The sequence below is a fragment of the Sphingomonas sp. genome (assembly GCF_013816785.1).
In the GTDB taxonomy this organism is placed as follows: domain Bacteria; phylum Pseudomonadota; class Alphaproteobacteria; order Sphingomonadales; family Sphingomonadaceae; genus Sphingomicrobium.
Genome location: NZ_JACDDV010000007.1, coordinates 15,130 through 40,309, shown reverse-complemented (window position 1 = coordinate 40,309; position 25,180 = coordinate 15,130). Strand labels below are relative to the sequence as shown.

The following is a 25,180-nucleotide window of genomic DNA, read 5'->3' as shown; positions in this document are numbered from 1 at the left end:
CTCAGGAAGCGTCGGCGAAAGGCCTCGCTTCTGAGGGCGTCGAACGCGTCTGTCCAGCCCGAACAGTCGCCCCGAACGTCAATTTCATCCGGAGTGCGGCAAGGTGGACCGACAGGATTGATTCGGCGCCCTGATTGCGATTGATGCCCGTAGCCATCAACCCGTCATGGCATCCGCCTTCATCCAGAATGGCGATGGGGATGCCGGCGTCATTGTCGCCGAAAAACCAGCCGAAGGCGTGGCTGGCGACATCGCGCCAATAGCCATCGCCCGTTGCTTCAAAGGCGGCGGCGGCGGCGTCGATGGTTGCTGCCGCCTCGAGCGGCTGCTGGTCGAATGCGAGCGGCGGGGCATAGGGGCGGCTGAACCCGTGGCAACCGATCGGCCGGAACGTGCCCCGCGGGCCCGTCTGCTGGCCAACCAGCCATTTGAGCGCGCCGACGCCGAGGTCGATCATGGCGGGCTTATCCAGTGCCTGTCCCGCGCGGATCAGCGCCTCGGGCAAGCGGGCATTGTCATAGGCCATCTCGGGCTCAAACCAGTTCCAATCGTGGCGCGAGGCGGCGCTATGATGGCGCAACAGTAGCTCGCTCGACGAGCGGAGGAAATTGAGCGCGCGGGCATGCCCGGGGCGAGCTGCGAGCAGCGCATAACCGCCAAGCGCGGCAAATGCCCGCGATCGCGTATGGGGCATGTCGTGGAGATGCGGAGCGGTCTGGTCGAACAGGTGCCGCGCCCAATCGCGGATCGCGGCCGAGGGAGATTGCGCCGCAGCGACCCCCAAGGCCCACAGAGTTCTGCCGTTACTATCCTCGGAGCCGGTCGTTTCGAGCCAGCGGCGATCATAACCCATGAAGTTGCGGAAGCGACCGGTGTCGGGATTCCAACCATGCTGCACAAACGCAGCATAGCGAGCTTCGTGACGACGTTCCTCTTCGCCCTCACCGCGGAGCGCCATGACCATCAGGGCCCGCGCATTGTCGTCAATGCAATAGCCATGGTCCCGGTCGGGAACGCTCAGGATGCCATGCTGCAACATGCCGACCGAATCGCTCATCCGCCGGATCGCATCCAGTGGGATGACCGGCATGGATCGGGCTTCGGCGGGCTTAGCGCGATCCTTGCGTTGCGGCCGCTCGGCAAGCGGCAGGAGCGTGCGCTCGACCATACTTGGCCACAACATGCCGCGGCCATGCGCGTGGGCCGCGCGCGCCATCGCCAGCCGGCGCTGGTCGTCCGATAGCAAGGCGTTGGCGGCCTCGGCGAGCGCAGCCGGATCTGCCGCGGGGACGATAATTCCGCGCTCCTCGGCCAATATCTCGCGGGCGTGGATATAGGGAGTGGCGATGACCGGCTTGCCGACCGCGACCGCGTAGCTCAGCGTCCCCGAGGTGACCTGGCCCATGTTGAGATATGGCGTGACGTAGAGGTCGCTGGCCTGGAGCATGTCGAGCAGTTCCTCCTGCTCGACAAACGAGTCGGTGAACCGGATATGCTCGCCCACGCCCAGTTGGCACGCCAGCGACATGAGCGCATGGCGATGCGCCTCGCCCTCATGGTGAACCAGATTGGGATGGGTCGCGCCCACAATGACGTACAACGCGTCGGGATGTGCCTCGACAACCGCGGGCATCGCCTCGATCATGTGCCGTATGCCCTTGTTTGGGGCAAGCAGGCCGAAAGTCATCAGCACCTGGCGACCCTGCCAGCCAAAGCGCCCCTTAAGCTCGTCGGGATCGCGCAAGGGACGGTCGGGCACGCCGTGCGGAATGAGCGATACGCGCCGCATGTCCGCGCCGTAACGGCGGCGGAGTATCTTGCGCCCCTGCTCACCCATCACCACGATATGCTCTGCGCGGGCGAGCAATCGCCGCATCACTTCTTCCTGCGCGGGCGTCGCTTCGTCGAGAATGGTATGGAGCGAGACGATCAGCGGCAAGCGGGTCGCCTCAATTAGCTCGAGGATATGCGAACCCGCCTCGCCACCGAAAATCCCATATTCATGCTGAAGCCAGATGGCGTCGGCGCCGCTACGTTCGATTTCGGCGGCCGCATCACGGTAAGCGGCGCGCGAGGAAGCGTCGATGGTGGTGATGTCGTGCGGATAGGCGACGCCGCTGCCATCATCCATCGCGTAATGGTCGAGTCGCATTGCCGGGTAGCGCAGGCGCAGCGCGTCGGCGACATGGCTGGTGAAGGTCGCCAGCCCGCATTTGCGCGGCAGGGCATTGCCGATCAGCGCCAGGTGCGCGACCGGGCTGCGGCGGCTCGCGGGTGGCGAATCGCGGTCGTTGGTCTCAATCAGTTGGTTGATGTCGAACATTACGCCCCGACTTTGTTTTGGTGGCGGGGCGAAACACATTTCGCACCCGACTCGACCAACGCCCGATTGAGGATGCGGTTGCACTTTATTTCGCACTTGCACAATAAACTAAGCGGTTCGCTGCGGCAGCCGGGCACAAAGCCGGGCTAAAGCGCGTCTCCAGCCGCGACGCCGCTCGTCCACGCCCATTGGAAATTATACCCGCCGAGCCAGCCGGTCACGTCGACCGCCTCGCCGATGATGAAAAGGCCGGGGATGTTCACCGCCTCCATCGAGCGCGAGGACAGCTCGGCGGTCGAAATGCCGCCGATGGTGACCTCGGCCTTGGCGAAGCCTTCGCTGCCATTGGGGGTGAAGGCCCAAGCGCGAAGCCTTTGCTCAGCCTCGTCGAGATCGCGGTCGGTCAGCTCCCCGAGGGGACCCGCGAGCCCGATACGTTCAGCTAGCGTTCCGGCGAGGCGCGACGGAAGGTAAGCCTCGAGCGGGCGATATGCGGGCTGTCGAGGATCAACGCGCTTGGCCTCTCGCAGCTGGCCGGGGACGTCGCCTGGCAGGAAGTCGACAGTTACTGCTTCACCGTTTCGCCAGTAGCTCGAGACTTGGAGGATCGCTGGTCCCGACAGGCCGCGATGGGTGAACAGCGCCGCCTCGCGGAAGGCGGGGCCGCGAGCAGCCTTTGCGACGACCTGGGTGGAGACGCCGGAGAGGTCACGGAACAGCAATTCATCGCCGGCCAAGGTCAGCGGCACCAACGCTGGCCGTGGCTCGATCAGCTTCAGCCCAAAACTCTTGGCCAAATCATAAGCGAAGCCGGTCGCGCCCATCTTGGGGATCGACGGCCCGCCGGTGGCCAGAACGAGGCGTGGTGCGAAGGCCGAGCGAGCACTGCAGCGAATAACAAAGCCCTCGCCGGCTCGTTCGACTTCCGCCGGATGGCCAAGCCACAATACCACACCCCCGGCCGCGCATTCGCCCCACATCATGTCGACGATTTGCCGCGCTGAGCCGTCGCAGAATAGCTGGCCGAGGGTCTTTTCATGCCAGGCGATCCCGTGGCGATCGACCAGGTCGATGAAATCCTGCGCCGTGTAGCGAGCCAGCGCCGATTTCATGAAATGCGGATTGGCGGAGATGAAGCGGTCGGGCGCGGAGTGGATGTTGGTGAAATTGCATCGGCCGCCGCCCGAGATCAGGACCTTCTTGCCGGGCGCATCGGCGTGATCGATCAGGAGCACTCGCCGCCCGCGCTGTCCGGCGACCTTCGCGGCCATCATGCCGGCGGCCCCGGCGCCGAGGATGATCGCGTCATAGTGTTGCATGACGGTTGCCAAGCGCGGTGCGCCGGGGTTCGTCAAGCCATTCGCTCGCGCAACAGCTCTTGGTGCGGCGCGCGGCTTTGCGCTAGGGCGACGGCGATGAGTGCGACGCTAATCTCCACTGAGGGCTGGCACCCCGCTTCGTGGCGTCGACGCCGCGCGCGCCAGCAGCCGACCTATGCCGATGCGCATGCGCTGGCGGCAGTCGAGGCGCGGCTGGCCGCCGCTCCACCAGTGATTGCGATCGACGAGGCGCGCCACCTTCGCATTGCCATGGCGACGCTCGCTGGCGATCGCGGCTTGCTACTCCAGGGCGGCGATTGCGCCGAAAGCTTCGACGATCCGGTCGCCGAGCGGGTCGCTAGCCTTGCCAGCCTGTTCGACGCGATGGCCGCGCGGCTCGACCCGGTCGCGGGCGGCCCGTTGATCGAGATTGCCCGCATCGCCGGTCAGTTCGCCAAGCCGCGCACGTCCGCCCTGGAGACGCAGGAGCATTCGACTCTGCCGGCCTATCGCGGCGACATCATCAACGGCGCAGCGTTCGATACCGTCGCCCGCCAACCTGATCCGGCGCGAATGATCCGCGCCCACCTCCAGTCGGTCGGCGCGGCCGCCAGCCTCGCCGCCGCGCGAGAGCCGGGGCGGCCGATCTTCACCAGCCACGAGGCGCTGCTGCTGCCCTACGAGCAAGCGCTAACTCGCCGCGACGCGGAGGGCCGTTGGTGGGCGACTTCGGGGCATATGCTGTGGCTCGGCGACCGCACGCGCGAGGTGGACGGCGCCCATGCCGATTATCTGTCGGGAATCGAGAATGTCGTCGGGGTAAAATGTGGGCCGGCGCTGGACGCCGACGATCTGCTCGCCTTGTGCGACCGTCTTGATCCCGCCAACCGGCCGGGCAAACTCGTGCTGATCGGCCGCTTCGGCGCGCGGACCATCGGCGAGGTGCTGCCTCCGCTGATGCGAGCGACGCGCGAAGCGGGGCTGGCGGCGATCTGGACGATCGACCCAATGCACGGCAACACCACAGTGGCGGGCACGCGCAAGATCCGCCGCTTGCCTGACATCCTCGCCGAGATCGATGCCTTCGTCGCCATCGCCCGTGTCGAGGGCGTTCATGCCGGCGGGGTGCACTTGGAAATGAGCGCGCTCGATGTGACCGAGTGCCTCGGCGGGCGCGGACCGGCATCGGTCGACGAACTGGACGCAAACTGGCTGACGGCGTGCGACCCCCGGCTCAATCGCACTCAAACGATCGACCTGGCCGACCATCTAGCCGCCCTGCTCGCCCCGGCGAAAGCGCGCACGGCGTGAGGCTGGTCGCCCGGCGGCGCGGTCCGCTCGGCGGCGAAGTGGCGATTCCCGGCGACAAGAGCTGCTCGCACCGGGCATTGATCCTCGGGGCAATGGCGAAGGGCGAGACGCGCATTTCCGGCCTGCTCGAAAGCGACGACGTGCTGGCGACGGCGCGAGCGGTGGCGGCGTTCGGGGCGAAGGTCGACCGGTTGGAACCGAACGAGTGGCGAGTCGAGGGCGCGCGCTGGACCTCGCCCGTTGATCCGGCCGATTGCGGCAATAGCGGCACCGCGGCGCGGCTGCTGATCGGCGCGGTGGCGGGGATGGAAGGGGTTAGCGTGACCTTCACCGGTGACGGTTCGCTGTCGGCCCGGCCGATGCGCCGGGTGATTGCGCCGCTGGGGCGGATGGGGGCATGGATCGAGGGCGACGATCGGCTGCCGCTGACGGTGCATGGCGCAAGGCTGGGCGGAATCGAGCATGTCAACGACCCGGCCTCGGCGCAGGTCAAGTCGGCGATCCTGCTGGCCGGATTGGGAACCGGCGCGCCAGTGGCGGTCATCGAGCCGGTACCGAGCCGCGACCATAGTGAGATCATGCTCGGCCAGTTTGGCTGTGAGGTATCCGTTCAAGAAGGCGTGGTCCGTCTGGGCAAGCCGCGCGGGCTCATCGGGTGCAACATTACAATCGGCGCCGATCCCTCGTCTGCCGCCTTTCCACTGGTCGCGGCGGTGGTCGTGCCCGGATCGGAAGTCGCCGCGCGCGGCGTGATCGTCAATCCGCTGCGGACCGGGCTTTACGAGACGCTCGAGGCGATGGGCGCGGACCTGTCGCTATCGCAGGAACGGCTGCAGTCGGGCGAGATCATCGCCGATGTTCGTATCCGGCATTCCCTGCTTTCGCCATGCCAGGTCAACGCTTCGCAAATTCCGGCGATGATCGACGAGATTCCTGCGCTGGCGGTCGCTTGCGCCTTTGCCGACGGCGAGAGCCTAATCGAGGGGCTGGCTGAACTGCGCGTCAAGGAAAGCGACCGCCTGGGCGCGGTGGTCGCCGGGCTCATCGCCTGTGGGGTGGCGGCGGTTGCCGACGGCGATTGCTTACGCATTTTTGGCCGTGGCGCGGTGCGCGGCGGGGCCAGCGTCGTTACCCACGGCGACCACCGCATCGCCATGGCCTTCCTCACTCTCGGTCTGGCCGCTGAACAGCCGGTCGAGGTCGATCAGGCCGAAATGATTGCCACCAGCTTCCCTGGCTTTATCGAGGTGATGCGATCCGTGGGGGCCGACATCCAATGAGCATCAACAGCTTTGGGCATCTATTGCGGCTGACGACCTGGGGCGAAAGCCATGCGCCAGCGATCGGCTGCGTGATCGACGGCTGCCCGCCCGGGCTGGGGCTCGACGAGGCGCACGTCCAAGGCTTCCTCGACCTGCGCCGGCCCGGCACCGACAAGAATGTCTCGGCGCGGCAGGAACCCGACAAGGTGCGCATCTTGTCGGGGGTTTACGAGGGCCGCACGACCGGCACGCCGATCGCGATGATGATCGACAATATCGATGCCCGCAGCGCTGATTATCCGGCCGATGCGCCCTATCGGCCGGGCCATGCCGATTATGCCTATGACGCCAAATACGGGTTTTTTCGCGATCCGCGCGGCGGGGGAAGAGCGTCGGCCCGCGAAACGGCGATGCGGGTCGCCGGCGGGGCGGTGGCGCGGCTGGTGATTCCCGAGATCGAAATTTCGGCGAGAGTGGTCGTGATCGGAGGCGAGGGAGATGCCGCCAGATGGGACGCCCTGCTCGATGAAGCGCGCATGGGTGGCGACAGCCTTGGCGCGGTGATCGAATGCGCGGCTACCGGCGTGCCTGCTGGCTGGGGCGCGCCGATCTATGCCAAGCTCGACGCCGAACTCGCAGCGGCGTGCATGGGGATCAACGCGGTCAAGGGTGTCGAGATCGGCGACGGCTTCGGTGCGGCACGGCTCAAGGGCAGCGAGAATGCGGACGCAATGCGGGCGGGCGCCGCCTTCGAGAGCAACCATGCCGGCGGGATTGCCGGTGGCATTTCGACCGGGCAGCCGATCGTCGTCCGGGTGGCGTTCAAGCCGACCAGCTCGATCCGCATCCCCATCGCCAGCATTGATGCGGCGGGCAACGAAGTCGAGGCCTCGACCAGGGGCCGCCATGATCCCTGCGTCGGCATTCGCGGCGCGCCAGTGGTCGAGGCGATGGTTGCGCTGGTGTTGGCCGACCACAAGCTCCTCCACCGCGGCCAATGTGGCTAGTGGCATTTGAAGCGGTCGAAGGGTTCGAGGCAGGCCTTGCAGCGCCACTGCGCCTTGCATGGGGTTGAGCCGAAACGGCTGACTTCCTCGGTGTCGGCCGATCCGCATTGCGGGCAGGTCGCCGCCTTGGCGAGGTCGGGCGGGGCGATGCCGTAGGCCTGCAATTTGGATTTGCCGGCGTCACTAATCCAGTCGGTGGTCCACGGGGGTGACAGCACCGTCTCAATGGCGACTTGGCGAAAGCCGGCGGCGTCGAGCGCTTCGCGGATCGATTGTTCGATAAATAGAGTCGCCGGGCAGCCCGAATAGGTCGGGGTGATCGTCACCTTTTCCTCGGTGACCTGTCGGACGATGCCGAGGTCGACCACCGATACCGCCGGGATTTCCGGATCGGGGACGGCGGCGAGCACCGCCTCGATGGCGGCAAGGTTGCTCACACCCGTTCGAGAGCGAGGGCGATGCCCTGGCCAACGCCGATGCACATGGTGGCGAGAGCGTAGCGGCCGCCGGTGCGCTGCAGTTCCTCGGTCGCCGTGAGAGCGAGGCGAGCGCCGGACATGCCAAGCGGGTGGCCCAAGGCGATGGCGCCGCCGTTGGGATTTACCTTCGGCGCGTCGTCGGCGATGCCGAGCTGGCGAAGCACGGCGAGGCCTTGGGCGGCGAAGGCTTCGTTGAGTTCGATCAGGTCGATCTCGTCCAGGGCGATGCCGAGCCGGGCGAGCAATTTCTTCGAGGCGGGGGCGGGACCGATCCCCATGATCCTTGGCGGCACCCCGGCAACCGCGGCACCAAGGATGCGGGCGCGGAGGGTCAGGCCGTGGCGCTTGGCCGCGTTCTCGGTGGCCACGATCAGCGCGGCGGCGCCGTCGTTGACTCCGCTGGCGTTGCCAGCGGTGACGGTGCCGTCCTTGCGGACGATCGGCTTCAATTTGGCGAGCGCGTCGAGGCTGGTCAGGCGCGGATGTTCGTCCTGGTCGACGAGCAGCGCACCTCCCTTGCGCTGGGGAATGGAGACCGGGACGATTTCGGTGGCAAAGCGGCCATTGGCATGGGCGGCGGCGGCGCGTTCCTGGCTGCGTTGGGCAAAAGCATCCTGGTCCTCGCGGGAGACGGAAAATTCGTCCGCCACATTTTCGGCAGTGCTCGGCATGGTGTCGTCGCCATAGGCGTCGCGCATCTTCGGGTTGACGAAGCGCCAGCCAATAGTGGTGTCGTAGATTTCCGCATTGCGGTCGAACGCCGCGGTTGCCTTAGGCATGACGAAGGGCGCGCGGCTCATGCTTTCGCTGCCGCCGGCGATGATCAGGTCGGCGTCGCCGCTGTGGATCGAGCGCGCCGCCATCGCCACCGCGTCGAGCCCCGAGCCGCACAGGCGGTTCAAGGTTACTCCGCCCGAACTGTCGGGCAGGCCGGCAAGGAGCGCGGCCATGCGCGCGAGGTTGCGGTTGTCCTCGCCGGCCTGGTTGGCGCAGCCGAGGATGACGTCGTCGAGCGCCGACCAGTCGACGTCGGGGTTGCGTTCGATCAGCGCCTTGATCGGAACGGCCGCGAGGTCGTCAGCGCGGATCGAGCTTAGTGCCCCGCCGTAGCGGCCGATCGGCGTGCGAACGCCATCGCAGATAAAGGCGTCTGTCATGCCTGTTAGATGACCCCTCGCCGCATCTGATCAAGCTCGATGCTCTCGAACAAGGCCTTGAAATTGCCCTCGCCGAAACCCTCATTGCCCTTGCGTTGGATGATCTCGAAGAAGATCGGGCCGATCACATTTTGGGTGAAGATCTGGAGCAACAGGCCCTGGTCCTCGGTCGGGGCGCCGTCGACCAGGATGCGACGCTTTTCAAGTTCGGCGGTCGGTTCGCCGTGGTCCTTCACCCGTTCGTCGACCAACTCGTAATAAGTGTCTGGCGTGTCCTGGAACGGAATGCCGCGACTGCGCAGGATGTCGACCGCGGCATAAATGTCGTCTGACCCCAGCGCGATATGCTGAATGCCTTCGCCTTTGTAATCGCGCAAAAACTCCTCGATCTGGCTCTTGTCGTCCTGGCTCTCGTTCAAGGGGATGCGAAGCTTGCCGCAGGGCGATGTCATCGCCTTGGAAATAAGTCCGGTCTGCTTGCCCTCGATGTCGAAGTAGCGGATTTCGCGGAAGTTGAAGAGCCGTTCGTAGAATTCGGCCCAATGGTTCATCCGGCCGCGGTTCACATTGTGGGTCAGATGGTCGAGGTAGGTGAGGTGGCTGGCGGCGTCGGCCTCCATCGCCTCGAAGCCCGGCTCGAAGTCGAAATCGACGTCGTAGATCGATCCGGCGGCGCCGTAGCGGTCGACCAGATAGAGGCGCGAGCCGCCGATGCCCTCGATAGCCGGAATGTCGAGCTCACCCTCGGCGACGTCCGATTTGAGGTCGATCGCGCCCAGTTCGAGCGCGCGGGCGTGCGCTGCCTTGGCATCCTTGACGCGGAACGCCATGGCGCAGGCGCACGGTCCGTGGTCCTTGGCGAATTCCTCGGCGAAGCTATTCGCCTCGGCGTTGATGATGAAGCTGATGTCGCCCTGGCGGTGGAGCGTGACATTCTTGCGCTTGTGGGTCGCGACGGCGGGGAATCCCATTTTGGCGAACAGCGAGCGCAGCAGCTCGGGGTCGGGCGCGGCATATTCGACAAATTCGAAGCCGTCGGTGCCCATCGGATTGTCGAGGCCGAGCGGGCTTTTCTCGGCGGTGGCGGTGGCCATGGCGAAAATCTCCTTTTCGGCCCGAGTCCCTGCTCCGCGAAGGGCAAATTGGCAAGGCCGGGAACGCGATCCGTTGGATTTCCACGGAGGGAAAGTTGATGAAGTTGATGGTGGAGCACGAATCCGTGCCGTTCGATGGCCGCGCGTGTTCTGGTCGCGCAAAGAAGGGTGATCCAGGAAGCAAGGGCGCACATCGAGCGACATATAACCTATACGGTTACAATAGGACAGGGTTTTCACACGACTCAGGACGCGATAACTAGCCCTCGTCCCTGGAGCCTTGGCATTTGGGGCATTCGCGCGGCATGGTCGGATAACCTGCCTGCGGAGCGGCGATTTTTGGGCCGCCCGCTATGGTTGGCAAGACGAGGAATGACCATGGACATCCCCGGCGGCTGGACCGCGAGCGGCGACGGCAAGGCAATCGAGAAGAGTTTTCGGTTCGCCGATTTTTCGGAGGCGTTCGCCTTCCTCACCCGCGTCGCGATGCACGCCGAGAAGGTCGACCATCATCCCGAATTCACCAATGTTTGGAATCGCGTGGACTTCCGCCTGACCAGCCATGATGCCGGCGGGGTGACCGAGCGGGATGTAGCGCTGGCGAGTGCGATCGACGCCCTCGCTTGACGCGTCAGCTCGCGATCAGGACTTCCGATCCGAGCTCGGTCACGCCATAAAGCTTGGCCGCGAATTTCGCCGGCAGGCGGACGCAGCCGTGCGAGGCGGGATAGCCGGGGTTCATGCCGGCGTGCAGAGCGATGCCATACTCATCAATCTGCTGCATGAACGGCATCGGCGCATTGTCGTATTTGCGGCTGTGATAAATCGGTTTCTTGGCTAGAATCGGGAAGATGCCGGTGGGCGTATCGTTGCCCGACTTGCCGCTGGAGATGGTCGACACTGCAACCAGCGTACCCCCGCGGTAGAGATAGGCCATCTGATCGGCGAGACTGATCACCACCCGGACCGGGCCCGAAGCGGGGGCGTCAGCGTCCCACAAATATTGGCCCGGCTTGAGTTGCTTGTCGCCGAACGTGGCAATCATGTCCTGGCGCGCCAGCTCTGCTGCGTCGAGCGCAGCCGTGCGCGCTTCTTCGGTCTCGACCGAGGCAATCGCGGGGGTAAGGGGCGCCGACAGGGCGAACGCTCCTGCCGCCAGTGCCAGGACTAACTTGTTCATTTCGCTGCTCTTTCGTTTGAATGCCTAATGCCGGCGTGGAACAAAAGTTCCACTAGTTTCGTTATCGCAACAAGCGATGTCCGCTCGGACAGCTAGCGTTCAGCGGGTTAAGGCGATAAGGAGGAGCCATGAACCGCCTCGCCGATCAGTGCCGCTCGCTTCTTCGCTCCTCCCCGGCCGCGGCGGTTTCCTATTATCCTGGCGCGGTGGAAACCGGCTGAGGCATCGTGTCCCGGTCCGACCCACCGCCCGCCAAGCCTCGCTCCGGCGGGGTTTTTTATTGCCCATTCAAGGAGCGTCCGATGTACCAATCCGATTTCAGCAACGCCGATCGCCCACCCGCCAGTTGGCGCGACTATCTGGTGCCGCAGGATTGGGCGCGATTCACGGCGGAAGAGCATCGCGTTTGGGACACGCTGTTCACACGGCAAGTGCCGTATCTCGGGAACCGGATCGTGGCCCCGTTTCTGGCCGGAATCCCGGCGCTGGGGCTCGACGAGCCAGGGATTCCCGAGCTTGGGCGATTGAACGCTCGGCTTCAACCCGAGACCGGTTGGGGGCTGGCCTCGGTCGCGGGCATCGTCCCGGACGCGGCCTTCTTCGCGATGCTGGCCGAGCGGCGATTCCCGATCGGCAACTTCATTCGCGGCGCCGACAACCTCGACTATTTGACGGAGCCCGACTGCTTCCACGACATCTTCGGCCACGTGCCGATGCTGGCGCACCCGCCGGTGGCGCGGCTGATGCAGGCGCTCGGGCGGCTCGGCGTGGCGGCGATCGCGGCCGGGCATGGCGAGATTATCGCCCGGCTATATTGGCACACGGTCGAGTTCGGGCTGGCGCGCGAGGCGGGAGAGGTGAAAATTCTTGGCGCCGGGCTCGCGTCGAGCTTTGGCGAAGCGCATGTCGCGCTTGAAGCGGACTTGTCGCGGCCGCGCTTTACGCTGCCTGCTGCCGCGAACACGCCCTATCGCAACGATGTCTTCCAGCCGCTCTATTTCGTCTCGGATTCACTCGAAGGCACGGCGGCGGCCCTTGAATCGCTCGATCTGGCGGGCTTGAGCGCGCTGGCTAGGTGACAGGGGCAACGGGCTGCCGCTATGGCGACGGCGATGAGTGACGCCGCCTTGCCGCAGGAATATCGCACAGGGTCCGATCCGCGGACGCTGCGCGATGCGCTTGGCTGCTTCGCCACCGGGGTCACGGTGGTGACCTGCCTTGATGACGAGAAAAATCCGGTTGGCCTGACCGCCAACAGCTTCACCGCGCTCAGTCTCGACCCGCCGCTACTGCTGGTGTGCGTGGCGCTTAACTCGGCCAGCGCGGCGGCGCTCGGGCGGGCCGAGCGGTTCGCGGTCAATGTACTCCAAACCGGGCAGCAGCCGGCTTCGATTACCTTCTCGACCCGGGTCGAAGATCGCTTCGGGCTGACCGAATGGTCAATGGGCGAGCACGGGGTGCCGGTGCTGATGGACTCGTTGTCGGTGTTCGAATGCGCTCGGCACGCGGTGCACGAGGGAGGCGACCATTTCATTCTGGTTGGTGAGGTGGTCAAGGCGACCTTCGAGCCGGGGCTTGATCCGTTGCTCTATTTTCGCGGCCGCTATCGGCGGCTGCATTTCGACTGAACATCGAGTCGTTCACCCGACTTATCCACAGGGTGCGTGACTCTCCCCTTAAATGAGAGCAGTTTTTGGCCATGGCGCACCGGGGGGTAAGCGAGTCGACGACCGACAAGCCAGCGGGCGATGCGTCCCCCGCACCCGCCATGTTCGACTTCCACGGCATTTTGGCGATTGCCGATTCGCTGCCGGTGATGATCGCCTATGTCGATCGGGATCTGGTCTACCGCTTTCTGAACCGGCCGATCGCCGATTGGTTTGAACGGCCGCGCGCAGAAATTCTCGGCCGTTCGGTGCGTGAGGTGATGGGCGAGGCCAATTATGAAATCCGCAAGGAAACGCTCGAAGCCGCGCTGAACGGCGAAAAACAATGGTTCGCAGCTGCTTTCGACCATCCCACTCGCGGACCGTTGGCGACCCAGGCGCAATATGTACCTCACTACCTGCCGGACGGCAGCGTTGGCGGCGTCATCATGGTCGTGGAGGATGTGACCGAGCAGCGCGCCTCGGAAGCGGCGCTACGGGAGAGTGAGGCGCGGTTCCGCCGAATTGCCGATTCAGCACCCTTGCCGATGTGGGTCAGCCGGCTCGACCGCACACGCGACTTCGTCAACGACGCTTATGCGGAGTTTGTCGGGCTTGGCATCAAGGAAGCCTGCCTGTTCGACTGGCGGACCGCGCTTCATCCCGACGACCTCGACCGGGTGACAGCCGACAGCATCGCGGGTGAGGCGAGCCTTGCCCCGTTCACGCTCGAGGCGCGCTACCGCGGCCCTGACGGTGAATATCACTGGCTTCGATCGGTGTCGCAGCCCCGCTTCGGGCCGGACGGCGAACTGATCGGGTTCATCGGTGTTGCGATGGACGTCACCGCCGAGAAGGAAGCGGAAGGCAACCTCAAGGCGCTGGTCACCGAGCGGACGGTCGAGTTGACCGCGAGCGAGGCCCGCTTCCGCGCGATCTTCGACACAGTGATGGAAATCGTCGTCTTGTTGAAGCCCGACGGCACGGTGGTCGAGGTCAACAAAACGCCGGCGACATGGCGTGACGAGGATCCGCGCCGCGCCATCGGCCTGCTGCTGTGGGAGTCGCCGACGGTCAAACATTTTCCCCAGCATGTGGAAACGTTGAAAGAGGGCGTGGCCAGCGCGGCCCGCGGCGACATCTTTCGCGCCGAAGTGCTGATGGAGCGGGAGGGCGCACCGACCTCGGTGCTCGACGTGTCGATTCAACCGGTGCGCACCGGCGACGGCGATATACCCTATTTGCTGTTCGAAGCGCGCGACATCACCGACCTGAAGCAGGCCCAGGACCAGCTCCGCCAAAGCCAAAAAATGGAAGCGCTCGGCCAGCTCACTGGTGGGATAGCGCATGATTTCAACAATTTGTTGACCGTCGTAGTTGGTGGCCTGGACCTGATCCAAAAGGGGATCGAGGACAAAAGGCTGCAACGCTACGCGGCCAATGCTTTGTCGGCGGCCGAGCGCGGGGCGCGGCTGACCGCTCAATTGCTGGCCTTCAGCCGGGTCCAGAGGCTGGAGGTCAAGCCGACTTATGTCGCGCCGCTGATCGAGGAAATGGGGCCGATCCTGCGCAACGTGCTGGGACCGGGGATCGACAAGAAATTCGACCTCGACGATTATCTCATCCCGGTGATGGCCGACCCGACCCAGCTTGAGGTCGGCGTGCTCAATCTCGCGATCAACGCCCGCGACGCGATGCCCGATGGCGGCACGTTAACATTTACCAGCCAGCTAGTCCGGGTCCAGGATGACCCGGAGTTGGATTCCGGCGATTATATCGAGTTGGCGATTGCCGACACCGGCAGTGGCATGACGCCGGACATTGCGGCGCGCGCGTTCGAACCATTCTTCACCACCAAAGAGGTCGGTAAGGGCACCGGGCTGGGCCTGTCGATGGTTTATGGCATGGCGCGTCAGTCGGGCGGCACCGCTCGGATCGAGAGCGAGCCTGGGGTCGGCACGACGGTCAAGCTGTTCTTCCGGCGAGCCGAGCAGGACGGAGAAGTACCACTGAGCGGTGGCAGGACGGGTGATGAGCTTCGCCGCGAGCGCGGCGGTGCATCGGTGCTGGTGATCGACGACGACGACGACGTGCGCAGCTTCATCGCCGCTACCTTGGCCGAATATGGCCACCGCGTGATCGAGGCGGCGGACGGCAAACAGGGTATCCGTCGCTATGCCGAGACAAAGCCCGACCTGGTAATCATCGATTATGTCATGCCTGGCCTGTCCGGGGCCGAGGTCGCGCAACGGATTCTCGCCAGCACGGCCGACCAGCCGATCTTGTTCGTTTCCGGTTACAGCGAGACCGAGGCGATACGCGCCGCGGCACCCGGAGCGATCATCCTCGCCAAGCCGTTTCGCCCCGCCGCGCTCGACCAGGCGGTGAGGGATGCGCTCCAGACCTAGAAGTCGACCGACAGGCTGGCGTTGGCTCGCCGGGGTGGGACGCGGCGAAAGCCGCCACCACCGGTCACATTCCACGCATAATCATTGAACAGGTTGGTCAGCTGCAAGCGGAGCGTTGCTGGGAAATCCGCGAGTTGGAAGCGGTAGCGGGTACCCAAATTGACGAGCGTACGGCCAGGAACGATCAGCGAATTGTCAACGTTGGCCGGGCGCTTGCCAAGATGCTGAACGCCGAGGTTCAGGGATAATCTAGGCGTCCACGGCAGGCGATAGTCCAGATAGAGGCTGACCGAGCGCTCGGCCTGGCCGACTGGTTTCTTACCGATGAGGCCGAGATCCACCCCAGGCCCGCTGACTCGCGGTTTCATCATTACCGCGCCAGCGACCACGTTCAGCCCCTTGATCGGTTCGCCGGCGAGCGAGATTTCGAGGCCGCGGTGGCGGACCGTGCCGAGCTGGGCATAATTGAGGTCGGGGCCAAGGTTGAAATAGGGTTTGCGAACGTCAAAGCCGTCGACCACCAGCCGCATCGGCCCGATCGCATAGCGCAGGCCAATGTCACGCTGTGACGTGCGGAGCGCGGGAGGGGCCTCGCTGCGGTTGACCGCAATCTCCGGCGCAACTCCGCTGTCCTCCAGGCCTTGGGTGTAGCCGGCATAGGCGACTAACCCCTTTGCAAGATTGACGGCCAGCGTTCCGTTCCACAGCCACGGGTCCGCGCGGGTGATAATTGCCGGATCTTGGGGCGGCTCCACGGTTTTGCGGTAGCGGGTCTTTTGAATGCCGACGCTGATCTCGCCGACGCTTTGCCAACGGCCGTGATAGGCTAGCCCGGCCGTATATTGGCGCACCTCGTCCTTGGTTTCATCGCCGAACTCGACGTCCGGCTCAGGGAATGCCGGCGGAACCTCGCTGAGGTTGACTGTGCCGAAATCGACGACTTGCTCCCCGCCGAAATCACCGGTCCGGGACCGGCCCTTAAGCGAAAAGTGAACAACATGATGCCGCGGACCCTCGTCCAATTGACGCGACAGTCGGATTTCGCCGGCGTTGGAGGTGGTCGTGCGCCGCGGATGGATGTTGACTATATAATGGGCGCTGCCGTTGCTCTGGGCGTTGACGAACAGCGTGTTGTAGCTGCGCTTGCTGTCAATCACATGATGGAACAGGCCACCGCTCAGCCGCCAGTTGCCAAAAGTGGTGTGGCCGAACAGTCCCGTCGTATCAAACCGGTTCTTCCAACCGGCCCATTTCTGGCCTTGGAAATGGTTGGGAAGTTCTGGCGGAAGCTCCGACCCGGCGACGAAGGTGAAAGGCGTGCTGCGATCGGTCGGGCCGAATTGAACGCCATAGTAAGCGCGCACCTCAGTCCCCTCGCGCGGGCGCCAGGCCGGGGCGATGCCAATGTCCAGATAATCGCCATAATCCCCGCCCGGGAAGTCGATATAGCGGTTGAAGGCGATGCCCCCTGCCAAGCTCAGCGTGTTGCTGATCGGCAGCTGCCCGTCGAGATCGAACCCGTTCTGGCCTGCGATACCGCCGTAAAGAACGCCGGAAAGGGCCGGCTCCGTTCCTGCCGGGCGCAGGGACAGCTCTACAATGCCGGTCGGTGCGGGGAAGGGGTAGCCTTGAGCCGACAAGCCGACGCGAACGGTTGACCCCGACTGGATGCGCTGATTACCGATGACGATCCCGCCGAGATAAAGGCCGTCAATTCGGATGTTGCCGGCCGCCGCCGGGCTGAAGCCCCGGACCTCGTCGGTGCTGTATAGCCCGATCGTCTCATTGCCGACGCTGGTGCCAAACGCATCATCGGCAGCTGTAACCGCATTTTCACCGGTTCGCTGAGCGACCGCCGGGGCCGCGATGGCACAAGCCGCGATCGACAGCGCGGCCATGCGGGCGGTCAATAAGCGGCTCAATTCTTCCCCCTGAATCGCGCCGATGGAATACGTCTACTCGCGCCGGGCCCGTTTGCCAGAATCGGAATGAATGGTGAGCCCCGATTCACCCCAGTGGTCGTTGGGAGATAGTCGTTCGTAGAAAATTCGGGCCCGTGGCGGCATTCGACTCGGGTAGCCTGGTCAGCCAGCCATCCGCTTGGCGCTCAGGCCCTGGACCATTTGATTGGCGCGCTCGTAGCTTAGGGGTCGGCCAAAAAGATAGCCTTGGATGGTATCGCAGCCGAGGTCGCGCATCCGCTCGAAGTCCTCGGCGGTTTCGACCCCCTCGGCGGTGATCGACATGCGGAACGACTTGGCGAGCTGGACGATCGACTGGATGATCGCGACATTCTCAGGCCGCGATCCGGCTTCGCGGACGAAACTGCCGTCGATCTTCAATTTGTGGAACACCGCCTTGTTTAGATAGCCGATCGACGAGTAGCCGGTGCCGAAATCGTCGAGCGCGATGCCGACGCCGAGCGCCCGGAGGCGCTTCAGGACGTCGAGCGTGGCGCCATTGTCGCCCAGAAACACGCCTTCGGTCACTTCGAGTTCAAGACGGTTGGCCTGGATCTTGTTGCGGCCGATCGCCTGGCTGACGATGTTGGGCAACGCCGGCAGCACGATCTGCTTGGGGCTGATGTTGAGCGCGACGGTAATCGGCTCGGGCCAGGTGGCGGCGGTGCGGCAAGCCTCTTCGATGACCCATTCGCCGATCACCGGCATCAGGCCGGCTTCCTCCGCGACCGGAATGAACACGTTGGGGGGCACCAAGCCGCGTTGCGGGTGGTTCCAGCGGATCAGCGCCTCGAACCCGACCAGCTTCTGCGTCTTGGCATTGACCAACGGCTGGTAAACTAGATGGAATTGCTTGGCGGCGATGGCGCCGCGCAGGTCGGTCTCGAGACGGATACGGTCGTCCTGCTCGGTCTGCAGCTCCGACGAGAAATATTTGGCGACGCCGCGGCCGGCGCCCTTGGCCTCGTAGAGTGCGAGGTCGGCTTTGAGGATCAGATCGTCGACCGTCGCTCCGTCGATCGGGCCGAAGGCGCAGCCGATCGACACGCCGATGCGGATTTCGGTCTGATCGATCATATAGGGCGCGGCGATCGAGGCGATGATGCTGTCGGCCAGCTGCTCGACCGCTTGGCGCGACTGTGCGTCGGTGAGGACGATGGCGAATTCGTCGCCGCCCATCCGGCCGACATGGCCCTCGGGGCCGACTTCCTCACACAGCCGCTTGGCGACCGCCTGCAACACGGCGTCCCCCTTGGGATGGCCGAAGGTGTCGTTGACCGGCTTGAACCCGTCGAGATCGAGGAACAGGATCGCGCAGGGGACATTGCCGCTGGTCGCGGCGCGCAGCGCTTCGCCCAGCAGCTGGCGGACGCGGCCGCGGTTGGGCAGGCCCGACAACACATCCATGTTGGCGAGATTGGTCAGCCGTTCCTGCGTCTGGCGTACGTCGGTGATGTCGCTGCCGACCCCGCGGAAGCCTTCGAAACGCCCAGCGGTGTCGACGATCGGGTCGCCGGCGATCGAAATCCAGCGCGGGCCGCGTGCCGTCTTCAATTCCATCTCGAGCGAATTGAACGGCTGCTTTTCGAGCAGCACCCGGCCAAGGTCGGCATTGCCGCCAAGCAGGGCGGGGAGCGAATGGCCAAGCAATTGGGTCGCCGGGCGGCCGAGCAGGGAGGTCATCCGGCTGGATATGTAGGTCACTCGGTTTTCGCTATCGACCTGCCACAGCCAGCCGACGCCGCGCTGCTCATATTCCTGCAGCAGCAGGCTGGCGCTTTCCGACTGGGAGCCGAAATCGGCATTGGTCTTCAATTGGCCGAACGCCCAGCGGGCGACGGTCAGCACTCCGAAAATGGCCACGCCGAGGATGAACAGGATAGCGAGCATGCTCTGGAAGGGTATTGAGTGGCGACCGACCAGAAGCGCGTAGCTCAAGCCGGCGGTAAACATCGCCATCCAGCCGGTCACGCAGGAAGGGACGACGACCAGGCCAAGGGCGCCAATTCCGAGGCCAGCCATCAGCGAAGCGGCGACGACCTGATTCTCAGCTCCTAGAGTGGGGAAGGCAAGCACCGGGAGCGACATCCAGACAGCGGCGCGCAGTACGACTTCCCCGATCATCAGCCAGTGCGGCACCTTGCGGCCCGACCGGCCGACGTGGGTAACGGCCTGGGTGCGGGCGAGATGCATCGCGCCGACGTTGAGTCCGACGACCGCCAACGCCCAGCCGCCCAGATAATAGGATGGTACGTGGCCGATTAATATCATTGCCATCAGCACCGCGGCGACGCTGTTGGCGGCGGCGAAGAAGGGGGCCAGCTGGCCGCGCGCGATGAGCTGCACATCGCGCAGCGGGCTGCTGCCCTCATCGCTTTCGCGCGAGGTAACGCCCAGCGATTCGCCGCCAGGCAGGCGCGCCGCGATCATTCGTTTGTAACGGTCAGGGGCCTCGTACATTCGGTCTTCCGCTTGGTGAACGGCCAAGGGATAGAACAGGGAGCGTTACGACCCGGTTAAAAATTGGGCGGTTTCGGCTCCGGCCCGATGCCGAGCTTGTCGATGTCGCGGACCGTCACGGGATGATAGAGCGGCCGCGTTTTGGCATAGATTCGGACCGCGATCGGCCGGCCCCACGCTCCGTCCTTAGCCATCGTCTCCAGCAACGGTTTGACGAACCTTCGCCGCCCCTGGATCGTCACGAACTCCTCGAGCGCCGGAATCGCCGGATCGAAACGATTTTCGACGGCCAGGCTGAGGAAGGCGAAGCGCAGTTCGCTGTTGCCGGAACGCGACAAATTGAACGACTTGTCGAGCGCGGCAAGTCGGTCGGCCGGTTGCTTGCGGTCGATTCGGTTGAGGAAGCGCAGCCGCTCATCGGTCGTCCAGCCAGCCCAGTCCGTAGGCATCGTCCGCTGCTTGAAGGCGGCGACGGCGGCGTCGGCCGCGGCGAAGGCCTGGGGGTCGGCGGCGGCGAGGTTGTCGGGGATGCTCGGGCGATAAACCCAACGGTCGAGCTGCAGCCGCGCCTCGAGCGTCTTGTCACCCTTGATCAGGTGCTGACGGATGTCGGCGAGAAAGATCGAGCTGGTCACCGGCTGAAACATGTGGCGCGAAAACCAACCCTTGAGCCACGTGTCGAACCGGTCGCGCCCGACGCTCGCCTCGATCGTGCGGAGGAAGGCGGCGCCCTTCTCATAGGCGATGTCGGTGGTGGCGTCGTCAGGGTGACGACCCTTGAGATTGAGGCGAAGTTGAGTGTCAGCACCGGTGGGGCCGCCATGCTCCTTGATCGCCTCATTCATCGCGTCCTGGCCGAGTGCGATCTGCTGCTGCGCGACTTTGGGTCCATAGACCGCCTCGACGATACGGCTGGTGGCATAAGTCGTCATGCCCTCGTTGAGCCAGAAGTCGGACCAGGTGGCGTTAGTAGCGAGATTGCCTGACCAACTGTGCGCGAGTTCGTGGGCGATCAGGCTGGTGAGGCTTTTGTCGCCCGCAATGAAGGTAGGGGTGAGGAAGGTGAGGGTCGGGTTTTCCATGCCTCCGAACGGAAAGGACGGCGGCAGGACGAGCATGTCGTAGCGGCCCCATTGATAAGGACCGTAGAGCGCCTCGGCGGCGTCGACCATTTTTTCGGTGTCGGCCAGCTCGGCGGCGGCCTTGTCCACCGTCGCCGGCTCGGCCCAGACGCCGGTGCGCGGCCCGAGCAGGCGGAACTTGAGATCGCCGACGCCGATCGCGATCAGATAGGGCGCGACCGGATGGTCCATGCGGAATGAGAAAATGCGGCTGTTGCCTTTGGTCGCCGGATCGGCAGCGCGGGGCGCCGACATGACCGCGGTCAACGGTTGGTCGACGCGGATTTTTGCTTCCCAGCTTTGGCGGACGCCGGGCGAATCCTGGGTCGGGATCCAGCTGCGGTTGGCGATCGATTCGCCCTGGCTGAACAGGAATGGTTGCTTCTTGCCCGCGGTCTGTGCCGGTGTGAGCCATTGTAGCGCGTCGGAATCGGCGGCCGATTTGTAGCGGATCAGTATCTTGCGCGCGGCGCCGAGTTGGATGGTCAGCGGCGCTCCCAGGTTGGGGTCGACGGCGCCGACCGCATAGGGCAGCGCCTTGCCGGCCGGGTCGGTGATCGACTCAATCTCCAGCCCGCGATCGTCGAGGATGATTTCCCTTGCGTCGGGCTTCGCCTGCACGTCGAGCGTCGCAGTGCCGCCGATCCGTTTAGTCCTGAAGTCGACGCCGAGGTCGAGCGCGACGTGGGTGATGCGGGCGATCAAGGGCTTTGCGTAGCTATGGATGTCGACCGCGTCGGGCGCGTCGAGGATCGCGGAGACCTTCGCGGCCGCAGCGGCGGGCGGGGCGTCCTTGTCGGCGCCTTGGCACGAAGCGAGCGATAGCGCGGCCGCGGCGGCGAAAATCAAGCGAAAGCTCAAGAATTTCTCTCCGAAGAAGGCTCAGCCGGACTCGGCCACGGCCTTGTAGACGCTGTTGACCGGCCGGGCGAACACGCGCCGCACCATTGGCTCGAAAAACTCGAGCGGCGCGCTGTCGTAGGAACCGTCGAACGCGTTTTGGTCGTAAAGCTCGCAAAAGCGCGCCGTGTCCTCATAATGTTCATGGCCGCGAAACGCTTCGCGCATGTCGCGGTTCATTCCGAGGTAGTGGAAGAAATAATAGCCCTGAAAGATGCCGTGATGCTCGGTGATCCAATGCAGCTTATCGTTGACGAACGGCTTCAAAATCGCGGCGGCGATATCGGGATGATTGTAGCTGCCGAGCGTGTCGCCGATGTCGTGCAGCAGGGCGGTGACGACATATTCCTCGCTCTCGCCGCCGCGATGGGCGCGGGTCGCGGTCTGTAGGCTGTGCTGCAACCGGTCGACCGGAAAGCCGCCATAGTCGCCGTCGAGCAATTTGAGATGGGTCAGGACGCGATCGGCGAGGCCATTGCCATAGGAGAAGAAGTTGGCGCCGATCACCTGCCAGTCTTCGGCCGTCGATTCCTCCATCGACCTAAAGGTCGCGCGGGCGGTAGGCTCGTTCATGGTCCATCTCCTCGTCGCCACCCTAGACCCGGACCCGTGCGGACGCCAAGCCTAGGCGCGGCGGCAAGCCGCGACTATAGCGCGCTGATGCGAAGCATTGAGGCGATCAAGGGCGGGCATGGCGAGCGATAGCGTGCGCGCGCTGGCCGAGGCGGCCGCGGAAAATCGCCTCGCCCGCCCGCGCGGCAAGGGGCCGGCGCGGCCGTTTCTCGAGGGCGTCGGGCTCGACCGGCCGTTCTTCGACGACAAAAATCGCGCCTTCTGGGTGCTGCAGTCGATCGGCTGGTCGGGCTATTTCGTGCTTCGCTCGGTGTCCGGGTTCGCCAATTCGATGGGGGCGATGTTCGTCGTCCATACGCTGCTCCTCACCGCGACCGGCTATTCGCTGACGCTGCTCATGGCTTCGCTCTACCGACGCCTTATCGTGATGCGGGCGATGTGGACGGTGGTGATTAGCCTGGCGACGGTGGTCTTGGCCTCGGCGGCCTTCTCGTTCATCGAGACGTGGAGCCTGGCGACCTTTATCAACCCTGAGGCGCGGCCGGCGGGGGTGCAATTCTTCGGTGCGATCATCCTCGATTTCTCGCTGCTCGCGGCCTGGTCGGCGCTTTATTACGGGATCAATTATTATCTGCTGTTGGAGGGCGAGATCGACCAGCGCTCGCGGCTCGAGAGCCAGGCGTCGACGGCACAGCTGGCCATGTTGCGCTACCAGCTCAACCCGCATTTCCTGTTCAATACGTTGAACAGCATTTCGACACTGGTGCTGCTCAAGCAGACCGAGCGCGCCAACGCGATGCTGTCGCGGCTGTCGTCGTTCCTGCGCTATACGCTGGTCAACGAGCCAACCGCGCAGGTGACGCTGGTGCAGGAGGTCGAGACGCTGAAGCTTTACCTCGAGATCGAGAAGATGCGGTTCGAAGATCGGCTTCGGCCGCACTTCAAGATCGATGGCGAAACGATCGGCGCGCGGCTGCCGTCGCTGCTGCTCCAGCCGTTGGTCGAAAATGCGATCAAATATGCCGTTACCCCGGCCGAGAACGGCGCCGACATCTGGGTCACAGCCCGGCGCGAAGGCCGCGCTGTGCGGATCGAGGTCGCCGACAGCGGTCCCGGCTCGGGCGGGGCCCCGATTGATACCCAGTCGATGGGGGTTGGCCTGGCCAATATCCAGGACCGGCTGGCGCAGGCCTATGGCCCGGCGCATGCATTTTCAACGCGAGCGAACGAACGGGGTGGGTTCAGCGTTATCATCGAACTTCCCCTCGATTCCGACCAAAGGGACCAGTCATGACTATCAGGACCATTCTCGTCGACGACGAGCCGCTCGCCACGCAGGGACTGCGCCTGCGGCTCGAGGCTCACGACGATGTCGAGGTGGTGGCGACCGCCGCCAACGGGCGCGAGGCTATCCGCGCGATCAAGACCCATAAGCCCGACCTCGTCTTCCTCGATATTCAGATGCCTGGGTTCGACGGTTTCTCGGTCATTTCAGGCATGATGGACGTTGAGCCGCCATTGTTCGTGTTCGTGACTGCCTACAACGAGCATGCGCTGCGCGCCTTCGACGCGCAGGCGGTCGATTATCTGATGAAGCCGGTCGACGAAGACCGGCTGGCGACCACGCTCGACCGGGTGCGCACGCGCCTGGCCGAGAAGCGTGGCTCAGAGGAGGCCGAACGGCTCAAGGAAGCGCTGGTCGAGCATGCGCCGGAGGCAGCCGAGACGCTGGCCGAGGAGAGTGCCGCCGAGGGACCCGCCGCCAACCGCTTCGAGAAGATGATCAACATTCGCGACCAGGGGCAGATTTTCCGGGTCGACGTCGACACCATCGAGCGGATCGACGCGGCGGGCGACTATATGTGCATCCAGACCGGTGAGAACACGCTGATCCTGCGCGAAACGATGAAGGACCTTGAAAAGCGCCTCGACCCGCGCCGCTTCCAGCGCGTCCACCGCTCGACCATCGTCAATCTCGACCTCGTCCGCCAGGTCAAGCCGCACACCAATGGCGAATGTTTCCTGGTGCTCGATTCGGGCGCTCAGGTGAAGGTCAGCCGCAGCTACCGCGACGTCGTCGCGCGGTTCGTGCATTAGCGGTAGAGATGAGCGATAGGGGGAAGAGATGATCGATGCGCTGCTTGGGTTGCTTGCCGCGGCGTCGGCTGCCGAGCCCGTCGTCTGGTCCGCGCCGCCGATTTCCACCGGCCAGTTCGAATCGCATCCGGCCTTCGATCTAAGGACGGGCGATCTGTGGTTCGTTCGCTCCTCCCCGCAATTCTCCGGCTGGCGGATCAAGCGCAGCCGCTGCGCACAGGACGGGTGGAGCAAGCCGGTCGACGCGCCCATCGCCGGCGACGGGGTCGAGGCTGATCCTTGGTTCTCCCCCGATGGCCGCACGCTGTGGTTCATCTCGACTCGAACAACCGACGGGGTGGCGAAAAAGGATCTCGACATCTGGCGCGCACGGCGCGGCAGGGACGGCAAATGGGGCACAGCCGAGCGGTTGCCCGCGCCGGTCAATTCAACCGGACAGGAATGGTTTCCGCGGCACGACCGCGACGGCTGGCTTTACTTCGGCTCGGACCGTCCCGGCGGACTTGGCAAGACCGATATCTGGCGCGCTCGCGAAGAGGGCGGCGGGTGGGTCGTCGAGAATGCCGGCCCGGCGCTCAACACCGCCGAGCATGAATATGAACCGCTGCCTTCGCCCGACGGGCGGTGGATGCTGCTGAGCGGCGGCGACGGCTATTATCGGAGCGAGCGGACGGCCAAGGGTTGGAGACCGCGCGTGAAGCTGGGTCTGGAGATCAACCGCAACGGAAGCGAAATCGGCGCCGCCTTTGCACCCGACGGCAAGAGCTGGCTCTTTTCGCGTGACGTCAAGGACGGGCGGTCGGGCGAAATGCTTCTGGTGAACGGACGAAAGGGCTGGCCGCCATCCTGTTCGCGTCAACCAGCAAGGCGGCGGTAGTCGAG

The 25,180-nt window shown here is 64.6% G+C and carries 20 protein-coding genes; 10 read left to right on the top strand and 10 right to left on the bottom strand.

What is annotated here, in order from left to right:
* Position 1: 1 nt before the first annotated feature.
* Both H0W65_RS03140 and H0W65_RS03135 read right to left on the bottom strand, forming a co-directional pair.
* Positions 2-2,323: a glycosyltransferase family 4 protein gene (locus tag H0W65_RS03140; RefSeq protein ID WP_294003696.1), complete on the bottom strand. Its 2,322-nt coding sequence runs from the start codon at positions 2,321-2,323 to the stop codon at positions 2-4.
* A 146-nt stretch (positions 2,324-2,469) separates the two neighbouring features.
* Positions 2,470-3,642, bottom strand: a complete 1,173-nt coding sequence (locus H0W65_RS03135) for an NAD(P)/FAD-dependent oxidoreductase (RefSeq protein WP_294003694.1) — start codon at positions 3,640-3,642, stop codon at positions 2,470-2,472.
* 96 nt (positions 3,643-3,738) lie between these two features.
* Between H0W65_RS03135 and H0W65_RS03130 the strand changes: the two genes are divergently transcribed.
* Genes H0W65_RS03130 through H0W65_RS03120 form a run of 3 tightly spaced genes read left to right on the top strand, consistent with a single transcriptional unit; the run spans position 3,739 to position 7,222 of the window.
* Positions 3,739-4,953 (top strand): 3-deoxy-7-phosphoheptulonate synthase, encoded by a 1,215-nt coding sequence (locus H0W65_RS03130; RefSeq protein ID WP_294003692.1) that lies wholly within the window; start codon positions 3,739-3,741, stop codon positions 4,951-4,953.
* Complete coding sequence (aroA, locus tag H0W65_RS03125; protein WP_294003690.1) at positions 4,950-6,233, top strand: 3-phosphoshikimate 1-carboxyvinyltransferase; 1,284 nt, start codon at positions 4,950-4,952, stop codon at positions 6,231-6,233. The genes H0W65_RS03130 and aroA overlap by 4 nt, the downstream gene beginning before the upstream one ends.
* A complete protein-coding gene (locus H0W65_RS03120; RefSeq protein ID WP_294003689.1) occupies positions 6,230-7,222 on the top strand; it encodes a chorismate synthase in 993 nt (330 codons plus the stop codon). Before aroA ends, H0W65_RS03120 begins: the two co-directional genes overlap by 4 nt.
* On the opposite strand, the gene paaD is transcribed toward H0W65_RS03120, so the two are convergent.
* Genes paaD through hppD form a run of 3 tightly spaced genes read right to left on the bottom strand, consistent with a single transcriptional unit; the run spans position 7,219 to position 9,952 of the window.
* Complete coding sequence (gene paaD / locus H0W65_RS03115; protein WP_294003687.1) at positions 7,219-7,659, bottom strand: 1,2-phenylacetyl-CoA epoxidase subunit PaaD; 441 nt, start codon at positions 7,657-7,659, stop codon at positions 7,219-7,221. The two genes, H0W65_RS03120 and paaD, sit on opposite strands and share 4 nt — an antisense overlap.
* Positions 7,656-8,858: a 3-oxoadipyl-CoA thiolase gene (pcaF, locus tag H0W65_RS03110; RefSeq protein ID WP_294003685.1), complete on the bottom strand. Its 1,203-nt coding sequence runs from the start codon at positions 8,856-8,858 to the stop codon at positions 7,656-7,658. Before pcaF ends, paaD begins: the two co-directional genes overlap by 4 nt.
* A gap of 5 nt (positions 8,859-8,863) precedes the next feature.
* Complete coding sequence (gene hppD / locus H0W65_RS03105) at positions 8,864-9,952, bottom strand: 4-hydroxyphenylpyruvate dioxygenase (RefSeq protein ID WP_294003683.1); 1,089 nt, start codon at positions 9,950-9,952, stop codon at positions 8,864-8,866.
* Between the two features lie 372 nt (positions 9,953-10,324).
* On the opposite strand from hppD, the gene H0W65_RS03100 reads away from it, so the two are divergent.
* On the top strand, positions 10,325-10,579 hold the full coding sequence (locus H0W65_RS03100; RefSeq protein WP_294003681.1) for a 4a-hydroxytetrahydrobiopterin dehydratase: 255 nt from the start codon (positions 10,325-10,327) through the stop codon (positions 10,577-10,579).
* A 4-nt stretch (positions 10,580-10,583) separates the two neighbouring features.
* Here H0W65_RS03100 and H0W65_RS03095 read toward each other — a convergent pair whose 3' ends face one another.
* The gene (locus H0W65_RS03095) at positions 10,584-11,132 is read right to left on the bottom strand and encodes a L,D-transpeptidase family protein (protein ID WP_294003679.1); all 549 of its coding nucleotides are present in this window, start codon (positions 11,130-11,132) and stop codon (positions 10,584-10,586) included.
* A gap of 302 nt (positions 11,133-11,434) precedes the next feature.
* Between H0W65_RS03095 and H0W65_RS03090 the strand changes: the two genes are divergently transcribed.
* From H0W65_RS03090 to H0W65_RS03080, 3 genes are all read left to right on the top strand, one after another.
* Positions 11,435-12,211, top strand: coding sequence for a phenylalanine 4-monooxygenase (locus H0W65_RS03090; protein ID WP_294003677.1), 777 nt, complete (start codon positions 11,435-11,437; stop codon positions 12,209-12,211).
* A gap of 33 nt (positions 12,212-12,244) precedes the next feature.
* Positions 12,245-12,760, top strand: coding sequence for a flavin reductase family protein (locus H0W65_RS03085; protein ID WP_294003675.1), 516 nt, complete (start codon positions 12,245-12,247; stop codon positions 12,758-12,760).
* Positions 12,761-12,831: 71 nt separating this feature from the next.
* Positions 12,832-15,186, top strand: a complete 2,355-nt coding sequence (locus H0W65_RS03080; RefSeq protein ID WP_294003734.1) for a PAS domain-containing sensor histidine kinase — start codon at positions 12,832-12,834, stop codon at positions 15,184-15,186.
* Here the strand turns inward: H0W65_RS03080 and H0W65_RS03075 are convergent.
* The 4 genes from H0W65_RS03075 to H0W65_RS03060 all read right to left on the bottom strand — a co-directional run bounded on the left by H0W65_RS03075 (position 15,183) and on the right by H0W65_RS03060 (position 22,201).
* Positions 15,183-17,108 carry a TonB-dependent receptor gene (locus H0W65_RS03075; protein WP_294003672.1) on the bottom strand — a complete coding sequence of 642 codons (1,926 nt, stop codon included), beginning with the start codon at positions 17,106-17,108 and terminating at the stop codon, positions 15,183-15,185. The genes H0W65_RS03080 and H0W65_RS03075 overlap by 4 nt on opposite strands.
* A gap of 162 nt (positions 17,109-17,270) precedes the next feature.
* On the bottom strand, positions 17,271-19,607 hold the full coding sequence (locus H0W65_RS03070) for a bifunctional diguanylate cyclase/phosphodiesterase (protein WP_294003671.1): 2,337 nt from the start codon (positions 19,605-19,607) through the stop codon (positions 17,271-17,273).
* 56 nt (positions 19,608-19,663) lie between these two features.
* The gene (locus tag H0W65_RS03065; protein ID WP_294003669.1) at positions 19,664-21,589 is read right to left on the bottom strand and encodes a M1 family metallopeptidase; all 1,926 of its coding nucleotides are present in this window, start codon (positions 21,587-21,589) and stop codon (positions 19,664-19,666) included.
* 21 nt (positions 21,590-21,610) lie between these two features.
* Positions 21,611-22,201 carry an HD domain-containing protein gene (locus H0W65_RS03060; RefSeq protein WP_294003667.1) on the bottom strand — a complete coding sequence of 197 codons (591 nt, stop codon included), beginning with the start codon at positions 22,199-22,201 and terminating at the stop codon, positions 21,611-21,613.
* Positions 22,202-22,319: 118 nt separating this feature from the next.
* Between H0W65_RS03060 and H0W65_RS03055 the strand changes: the two genes are divergently transcribed.
* Genes H0W65_RS03055 through H0W65_RS03045 form a run of 3 tightly spaced genes read left to right on the top strand, consistent with a single transcriptional unit; the run spans position 22,320 to position 25,175 of the window.
* Complete coding sequence (locus H0W65_RS03055; protein ID WP_294003666.1) at positions 22,320-23,495, top strand: sensor histidine kinase; 1,176 nt, start codon at positions 22,320-22,322, stop codon at positions 23,493-23,495.
* Complete coding sequence (locus tag H0W65_RS03050) at positions 23,492-24,298, top strand: response regulator (RefSeq protein ID WP_294003665.1); 807 nt, start codon at positions 23,492-23,494, stop codon at positions 24,296-24,298. The genes H0W65_RS03055 and H0W65_RS03050 overlap by 4 nt, the downstream gene beginning before the upstream one ends.
* 28 nt (positions 24,299-24,326) lie before the next feature.
* Positions 24,327-25,175 carry a hypothetical protein gene (locus H0W65_RS03045; RefSeq protein ID WP_294003664.1) on the top strand — a complete coding sequence of 283 codons (849 nt, stop codon included), beginning with the start codon at positions 24,327-24,329 and terminating at the stop codon, positions 25,173-25,175.
* The last annotated feature ends 5 nt before the right edge of the window (positions 25,176-25,180 follow it).

What these genes read in the sequence shown, in the direction of transcription:
- pcaF (WP_294003685.1), bottom strand. Translation starts at nt 8,858, where the DNA reads ATGACAGACGCCTTTATCTGCGATGGCGTTCGCACGCCGATCGGCCGC.
- H0W65_RS03055 (WP_294003666.1), top strand. Translation starts at nt 22,320, where the DNA reads ATGGCGAGCGATAGCGTGCGCGCGCTGGCCGAGGCGGCCGCGGAAAAT.
- H0W65_RS03120 (WP_294003689.1), top strand. Translation starts at nt 6,230, where the DNA reads ATGAGCATCAACAGCTTTGGGCATCTATTGCGGCTGACGACCTGGGGC.
- H0W65_RS03140 (WP_294003696.1), bottom strand. Translation starts at nt 2,323, where the DNA reads ATGTTCGACATCAACCAACTGATTGAGACCAACGACCGCGATTCGCCA.
- hppD (WP_294003683.1), bottom strand. Translation starts at nt 9,952, where the DNA reads ATGGCCACCGCCACCGCCGAGAAAAGCCCGCTCGGCCTCGACAATCCG.
- H0W65_RS03130 (WP_294003692.1), top strand. Translation starts at nt 3,739, where the DNA reads ATGAGTGCGACGCTAATCTCCACTGAGGGCTGGCACCCCGCTTCGTGG.
- H0W65_RS03095 (WP_294003679.1), bottom strand. Translation starts at nt 11,132, where the DNA reads ATGAACAAGTTAGTCCTGGCACTGGCGGCAGGAGCGTTCGCCCTGTCG.
- H0W65_RS03080 (WP_294003734.1), top strand. Translation starts at nt 12,832, where the DNA reads ATGGCGCACCGGGGGGTAAGCGAGTCGACGACCGACAAGCCAGCGGGC.
- H0W65_RS03090 (WP_294003677.1), top strand. Translation starts at nt 11,435, where the DNA reads ATGTACCAATCCGATTTCAGCAACGCCGATCGCCCACCCGCCAGTTGG.
- H0W65_RS03085 (WP_294003675.1), top strand. Translation starts at nt 12,245, where the DNA reads ATGAGTGACGCCGCCTTGCCGCAGGAATATCGCACAGGGTCCGATCCG.
- H0W65_RS03045 (WP_294003664.1), top strand. Translation starts at nt 24,327, where the DNA reads ATGATCGATGCGCTGCTTGGGTTGCTTGCCGCGGCGTCGGCTGCCGAG.
- H0W65_RS03060 (WP_294003667.1), bottom strand. Translation starts at nt 22,201, where the DNA reads ATGAACGAGCCTACCGCCCGCGCGACCTTTAGGTCGATGGAGGAATCG.
- H0W65_RS03135 (WP_294003694.1), bottom strand. Translation starts at nt 3,642, where the DNA reads ATGCAACACTATGACGCGATCATCCTCGGCGCCGGGGCCGCCGGCATG.
- H0W65_RS03050 (WP_294003665.1), top strand. Translation starts at nt 23,492, where the DNA reads ATGACTATCAGGACCATTCTCGTCGACGACGAGCCGCTCGCCACGCAG.
- H0W65_RS03100 (WP_294003681.1), top strand. Translation starts at nt 10,325, where the DNA reads ATGACCATGGACATCCCCGGCGGCTGGACCGCGAGCGGCGACGGCAAG.
- H0W65_RS03070 (WP_294003671.1), bottom strand. Translation starts at nt 19,607, where the DNA reads ATGTACGAGGCCCCTGACCGTTACAAACGAATGATCGCGGCGCGCCTG.